The sequence below is a fragment of the Pseudescherichia vulneris genome, from assembly GCF_902164725.1.
GTDB classification, from domain to species: domain Bacteria; phylum Pseudomonadota; class Gammaproteobacteria; order Enterobacterales; family Enterobacteriaceae; genus Pseudescherichia; species Pseudescherichia vulneris.
Genome location: NZ_LR607338.1, coordinates 1,763,823 through 1,769,938, shown reverse-complemented (window position 1 = coordinate 1,769,938; position 6,116 = coordinate 1,763,823). Strand labels below are relative to the sequence as shown.

Annotated in this window: 7 protein-coding genes and 1 pseudogene; all 8 read right to left on the bottom strand. The window is 53.9% G+C overall.

Features of this window, described 5'->3' with window-relative positions:
* Positions 1-649: pseudogene (gene tolA / locus FN633_RS18495) on the bottom strand (cell envelope integrity protein TolA); the annotation flags it as partial.
* 99 nt (positions 650-748) lie between these two features.
* Entirely contained in the window at positions 749-1,177 is a 429-nt protein-coding gene (tolR, locus tag FN633_RS07455) for a colicin uptake protein TolR (protein WP_103819804.1), read from the bottom strand.
* 3 nt (positions 1,178-1,180) lie between these two features.
* A complete protein-coding gene (gene tolQ / locus FN633_RS07450; RefSeq protein ID WP_072015251.1) occupies positions 1,181-1,873 on the bottom strand; it encodes a Tol-Pal system protein TolQ in 693 nt (230 codons plus the stop codon).
* Positions 1,870-2,274 (bottom strand): tol-pal system-associated acyl-CoA thioesterase, encoded by a 405-nt coding sequence (gene ybgC / locus FN633_RS07445; protein WP_042392171.1) that lies wholly within the window; start codon positions 2,272-2,274, stop codon positions 1,870-1,872. The genes tolQ and ybgC overlap by 4 nt, the downstream gene beginning before the upstream one ends.
* A gap of 147 nt (positions 2,275-2,421) precedes the next feature.
* Positions 2,422-2,715 (bottom strand): cyd operon protein YbgE, encoded by a 294-nt coding sequence (gene ybgE / locus FN633_RS07440; RefSeq protein WP_042392169.1) that lies wholly within the window; start codon positions 2,713-2,715, stop codon positions 2,422-2,424.
* Positions 2,715-2,828, bottom strand: coding sequence for a cytochrome bd-I oxidase subunit CydX (gene cydX / locus FN633_RS07435; protein WP_072015250.1), 114 nt, complete (start codon positions 2,826-2,828; stop codon positions 2,715-2,717). The genes ybgE and cydX overlap by 1 nt, the downstream gene beginning before the upstream one ends.
* Before the next feature lie 14 nt (positions 2,829-2,842).
* Positions 2,843-3,982: a cytochrome d ubiquinol oxidase subunit II gene (gene cydB / locus FN633_RS07430; RefSeq protein ID WP_154057279.1), complete on the bottom strand. Its 1,140-nt coding sequence runs from the start codon at positions 3,980-3,982 to the stop codon at positions 2,843-2,845.
* Between the two features lie 15 nt (positions 3,983-3,997).
* Positions 3,998-5,599, bottom strand: coding sequence for a cytochrome ubiquinol oxidase subunit I (gene cydA, locus FN633_RS07425; protein ID WP_042392166.1), 1,602 nt, complete (start codon positions 5,597-5,599; stop codon positions 3,998-4,000).
* Between the last annotated feature and the right edge of the window lie 517 nt (positions 5,600-6,116).

Genomic DNA, 6,116 nt, shown 5'->3' with positions numbered 1-6,116 from the left:
GAGCAGCGGCCGCTGTTTCATCTGCGGCTGTCTCCGCTGCCTGTTTAGCGGCATCAGCTTCGGCTTTCTTCTCGGCGTCCTGCTGCGCTTTCTTCGCCGCTTCAGCTTCGGCTTTCTTCTGGGCGTCCGCTGCGGCTTTCTTCGCCGCGTCGGCCGCAACTTTTGCCTCGGCTACGGCTTTGGCTTTCGCATCCGCTGCGGCTTTTTGTGCCGCCTCTTCTGCTGCCTTCGCCTGGGCATCGGCCTGCGCTTTCGCGTCAGCTGCCGCCTTCGCCGCGGCTTCTTCAGCCTGCTTCTGTTTCTCTTGCGCCTGCTTCGCCGCCTCTTCAGCCTGTTTCTGCTGCTGCGCCTGCTCGCGGGCCTGTTCCTGCGCCTGCAAACGCTCTTTTTCCAGCTGCTTCAGACGTTCCTGCTCGGCGGCCTGCTTTTCACGCAGCTCTTCCGCCTGCTGTTGCGCCTGTTTTTCACGCTGCTCTTCTGCACGCTTCGCGCTCGCCTGCTGTTGCTGCTGACGATTATATTGCTGCACTACCGCGCCGGGATCGACCATAACGGCGTCAATGGCCGAGCCACCGCCGCCGCCTGCAGAGGCATCTATATGCTCATCAAACGAGCTCCAGATCAGCGCTGCAAACAGAATGACGTGCAGCACCGCTGAAATAATGATGGCTCGTTTAAGCTTGTCGTTTTGTTCGGTTGCCTTTGACACTCTCGGTTCCCAAAAACTGTCTGCCTGCTCAGCAGCGGATTAGATAGGCTGGGTCATTAAGCCAACCGACTTCACGCCCGCACTATGGAGCAGGTTCAGCGCTTTAATTATTTCATCGTAAGGCACTTCTTTCGCGCCACCGATTAAGAAGACCGTTTTCGGATTGGATTGCAGGCGGCGTTGCGCTTCGGCAATTACCTGCTCCGGCGGTAGCTGATCCATGCGATCTTTTTCCACTACCACGCTGTATTGACCCACGCCGGAAACCTCAATGATAACCGGCGGATCGTCATTGGAGCTGACGGTTTGCGACTCCGTCGCATCCGGCAGATCAACCTCTACGCTCTGCGTAATGATGGGTGCCGTCGCCATAAAGATCAGCAGCAGCACCAGCAGTACGTCGAGCAACGGTACGATATTGATCTCGGACTTTAGCTCACGACGACCCCGACCGCGTGTTCTGGCCATGGCTTACCCCTTATTGCTCTCGGTGCTGGTAAACGCCTGACGATGCAGAATTGCGGTGAACTCTTCCATAAAGTTGTCGTAGTTCAGCTCAAGCTTGTTAACGCGCTGGTTAAGACGGTTATAGGCCATGACCGCAGGAATAGCGGCAAACAAACCGATAGCGGTAGCGATCAGCGCTTCCGCGATCCCCGGCGCAACCATCTGCAGGGTCGCCTGCTTAACCGCGCCCAACGCGATAAAGGCGTGCATGATCCCCCACACCGTACCGAACAGACCGATATACGGGCTGATAGACCCCACGGTGCCGAGGAACGGAATGTGCGTCTCCAGGGTCTCCAGCTCGCGGTTCATGGAGATACGCATCGCACGGGATGCCCCCTCCACAATCGCTTCCGGCGCATGGCTGTTCGCCCTGTGCAGGCGGGCAAACTCTTTAAATCCGCTGTAGAAAATTTGCTCTGAGCCAGACAGGTTCTCACGGCGGCCCTGACTCTCCTGATAGAGGCGGGAAAGCTCGATGCCGGACCAGAATTTGTCCTCGAATCCTTCGGATTCACGGGTAGCAGCGTTAAGAATACGCGTTCGCTGAATAATGATTGCCCAGGATGCGATAGAAAAACCAATCAAAATCAACATGATAAGTTTGACCAGAAGGCTTGCCTTCAGGAACAAATCAAGGATGTTCATGTCAGTCACTGCTTAAACTCCGCGACAATAGACTTGGGAAGCGCACGAGGCTTCATTAAGAGTGGATCAACGCAGACAATCAGTACCTCAGCTTCGTTCAGCACATTATTCTCTGCATTGACGATCCGCTGCGTGAAGACCAGAGAGGTTCCACGCATTGATGTAATTTCCGTTTGGACTTCGAGCATGTCGTCGAGTCTGGCGGGTGCAAAATACTCCAGCGTTATCTTACGGACTACGAATGCTACACGCTCTGCCAACAAAACCTGCTGGCTAAAGTGGTGATGTCGCAACATCTCCGTGCGTGCTCTCTCGTAAAAAGCGACGTAGCTGGCATGGTAAACCACACCACCGGCATCGGTGTCTTCATAGTAGACGCGAACCGGCCACTTAAATAACGTTGTATTCACTTTACATCCCGGTAATGCAATATAAGTAGAGCGTTCAAACGCTGCTACTATACGCGGGGGAAAGGTGGTTTGGAATGGGTTGAAGTAAACGCAGCGTAAAAATTTATGGGCTTATGCAAGCCCATATGGTTAACGGACATTTCTTATTCAAAAGAAGAAAAAGATGAGCCCTGCGGCAAGGACAATATCGGCGATGAGCGGGCAGAAGATCCCCTGCCAGTGAACGGCTTTCGGACGAAACCCGACACCGTGGATCACGCCTGCACAGACGGCCCACATCAGCAGCAGACCATGCCAGACGGTCAGGTCGCTGGTCTTCGCCGCAAAGCGGCTGGGATCCCAGAACATGCAACCTGCCAGCACCAGCGCCATCACCAGAGAAAGGGCCCTGAGCGGGCCCTTATCCATTACCGCATACAGTTTTGCGATAAGACTTACCATCAGGCTTTTTCTTTACCTGCCTGGCTCGCTTCAACGTGCTCCAGCGCCAGGGCGGTAATCACGCCAAATGCACAGGCAAGAAGCGTTCCTAAAATCCATGCGAAATACCACATTGTATGCTCCTTACTTAGTACAGTGAGTGCGTGTTGCTTTCAATATGCTCTTTGGTAATGCGACCGAACATCTTCCAGTAGCACCACGAAGAGTAGAGCAGGATAATCGGTACAAACACCGCAGCAACCCAGGTCATCAGGTTCAGCGTCATCTGGCTCGACGTGGCATCCCACATGGTCAAGCTGGCGTTCAGCACCGTGCTGGACGGCATGATGAACGGGAACATCGCAATACCGGCGGTCAGAATGATGCAGGCCAGGGTCAGGGACGAGAAGAAGAATGCCCATGCCGATCTGTTCAGACGACCCGCAACAAAGGTAAACAGCGGTAGCACAACGCCCAGCGCCGGGATCAACCACAGGATCGGCGTGTTGTTGAAGTTCACCAGCCAGGCCCCGGCCTCACGCGCAACCTGCTTGGTCAGCGGGTTAGACGCCGCGTGATGATCGATAGCCGTGGTCACCACATAGCCGTCGATACCGAACATCACCCAAACGCCTGCCAGCGCGAAGCAGACCATGGTCACCAGCGCCGCCACCTGCGTCGTCGCCCGTGAACGGACATACACTTCGCCCGCCGTACGCATCTGCAGATAGGTTGCACCCTGTGTCAGGATCATCGCCACGCTCACCACGCCTGCCAGCAGACCAAACGGGTTCAGCAGCTGGAAGAAGTTGCCGGTATAGAAGAGGCGCATGTACTCATCCATATGGAAAGGCACGCCCTGCAGCAGGTTACCGAATGCCACGCCAATCACCAGCGGTGGCACAAAGCTGCCGATAAAGATGCCCCAGTCCCACATGTTGCGCCAGCGCGGATCCTCAATCTTCGAGCGGTAGTCGAAGCCCACCGGACGGAAGAACAGCGAGGCCAGCACCAGGATCATCGCCACATAGAAGCCGGAGAAGGCAGCGGCGTAGACTATCGGCCAGGCAGCAAACAGCGCGCCGCCGGCGGTGATCAGCCACACCTGGTTGCCGTCCCAGTGCGGCGCAATGGAGTTGATCATAATACGGCGTTCGGTGTCGTTACGACCCAGGAAGCGGGTTAGCATCCCCACGCCCATGTCCCAGCCGTCGGTGACCGCAAAGCCAATCAGCAAGATGCCAACCAGCAGCCACCAGATAAAACGTAATACTTCATAATCGATCATTTGACGACTCCTGTCTTAGCGTGCCGGCTGAGAAGCAACGGTGGACTGCCCATACTGGGTATCGGTCTCAACGTTAGCCTGCTCGTAGTGGTAACGACCCGTTTTCAGACTGCTCGGCCCAAGGCGAGCAAACTTAAACATCAGGAACACTTCCGCCACCATAAACAGCGTGTAGAGGCCACAGATTAGGATCATCGAGAACAGCAGATCGCCTACTGTCAGCGAGGAGTTAGCGACGGCGGTTGGCAGCACCTCACCAATCGCCCACGGCTGACGACCATACTCTGCAACAAACCAGCCGGTCTCGATAGCGATCCACGGCAGCGGAATACCGTACAGTGCGGCGCGCAGCAGCCAGGATTTGCTGCCGATACGGTTACGGCAAACGGTCCAGAAGGAGACAGCGAAGATAAGCAGCATCAGCACGCCACAGGCGACCATGATACGGAATGCAAAGTAGAGCGGCGCAACGCGTGGGATAGAATCCTGCGTAGCCTGCTTGATCTGATCTTCGGTCGCATCGGTGACGTTAGGCGTGTAGCGCTTCAGCAGCATGCCGTAGCCGAGATCTTTCTTCATGCTGTTAAACTGGTCGCGCACGTTCTGATCGGTGGAGCCAGCACGCAGCTCTTCCAGCAGCTGGTAAGCCTTCATCCCGTTACGGATACGCTCTTCATGCTGCACCATCAGGTCTTTCAGACCGATAACCGGTGTATCAACGGAGCGTGTGGCGATAATGCCCAACGCATACGGGATCTGGATAGCAAAATTGTTCTCCTGCTTGTCCTGATCCGGAATACCAAACAGGGTAAACGCTGCCGGTGCCGGCTGGGTCTCCCACTCGGCTTCAATAGCGGCCAGTTTGGTTTTCTGCACGTCGCCCATCTCATAGCCGGACTCATCGCCCAGAACAATAACAGAGAGCACGGCAGCCATGCCGAAGCTGGCAGCAATGGCAAAGGAGCGCTTGGCGAACGCCATATCGCGGCCGCGCAGCAGATAGTAGGAGCTGATGCCAAGGATAAACATCGCGCCGCAGGTGTAGCCCGCTGCCACGGTGTGAACAAACTTCACCTGGGCAACCGGGTTCAGCACCAGTTCAGAGAAGCTCACCATCTCCATACGCATGGTTTCAAAGTTGAAATCCGACGCGATAGGGTTCTGCATCCAGCCGTTTGCCACGAGGATCCAAAGAGCAGAGAGGTTAGAGCCCAGCGCAACCAGCCAGGTCACCGCCATATGCTGCACTTTGCCCAGGCGATCCCAGCCGAAGAAGAACAGGCCAACAAAGGTGGATTCAAGGAAGAACGCCATCAGGCCTTCGATGGCCAGCGGTGCACCAAAGATATCGCCTACGTAGTGAGAGTAATAGGACCAGTTAGTCCCGAACTGGAACTCCATGGTCAGGCCGGTGGCCACGCCCAGCGCAAAGTTGATACCAAACAACTTGCCCCAGAACTTGGTCATATCTTTATAGATTTGTTTGCCGGACAGAACGTAGACCGTTTCCATGATTGCCAGTAAAAACGCCATACCGAGCGTTAACGGAACAAAAAGGAAGTGGTACATCGCGGTTAAGGCAAACTGCAAGCGTGACAGTTCGACTATATCTAACATCATGACTCCTTGCGCATCGCATGAAGACTTCGAGAGCAAACCCCGTTAGAGAGGGTCCACACACATGCCCCAATACAAAATTATCTATTGCTTTTCCCTGCTGCTGGCACTCACAAAAGAGCCAGCCGCAACGAAAAGTTACAGACAGGTTAATAAAATCCCAAATTGATCTCGCGATATATTACGCCGCAAATCCCTTACAATAAATAGGTTTTTAATAAACCTTTTTTACGTTTTTCGACGGGGATCAATTTATCGCCAGTTTACAACTTTTTGACCATTTTGATCAGCGACAATTTAACGACTTTTAGAAATTTTTTCCATGTTTTAAATATTGATCTAAATCAATTTGCGCCGCAATTGTTAACAATGTATCGGCGTGGTTCTTATGGTGAAAGATATGTTAAAAATATGTTCCAATAAAGGATTGATAGTTAAAACGTGTCGAGGTGACATAGCTCACTATTATAACCACGTCTTAATAAGCGTTTTCTGCGATACATATCTTTTTAAGCAT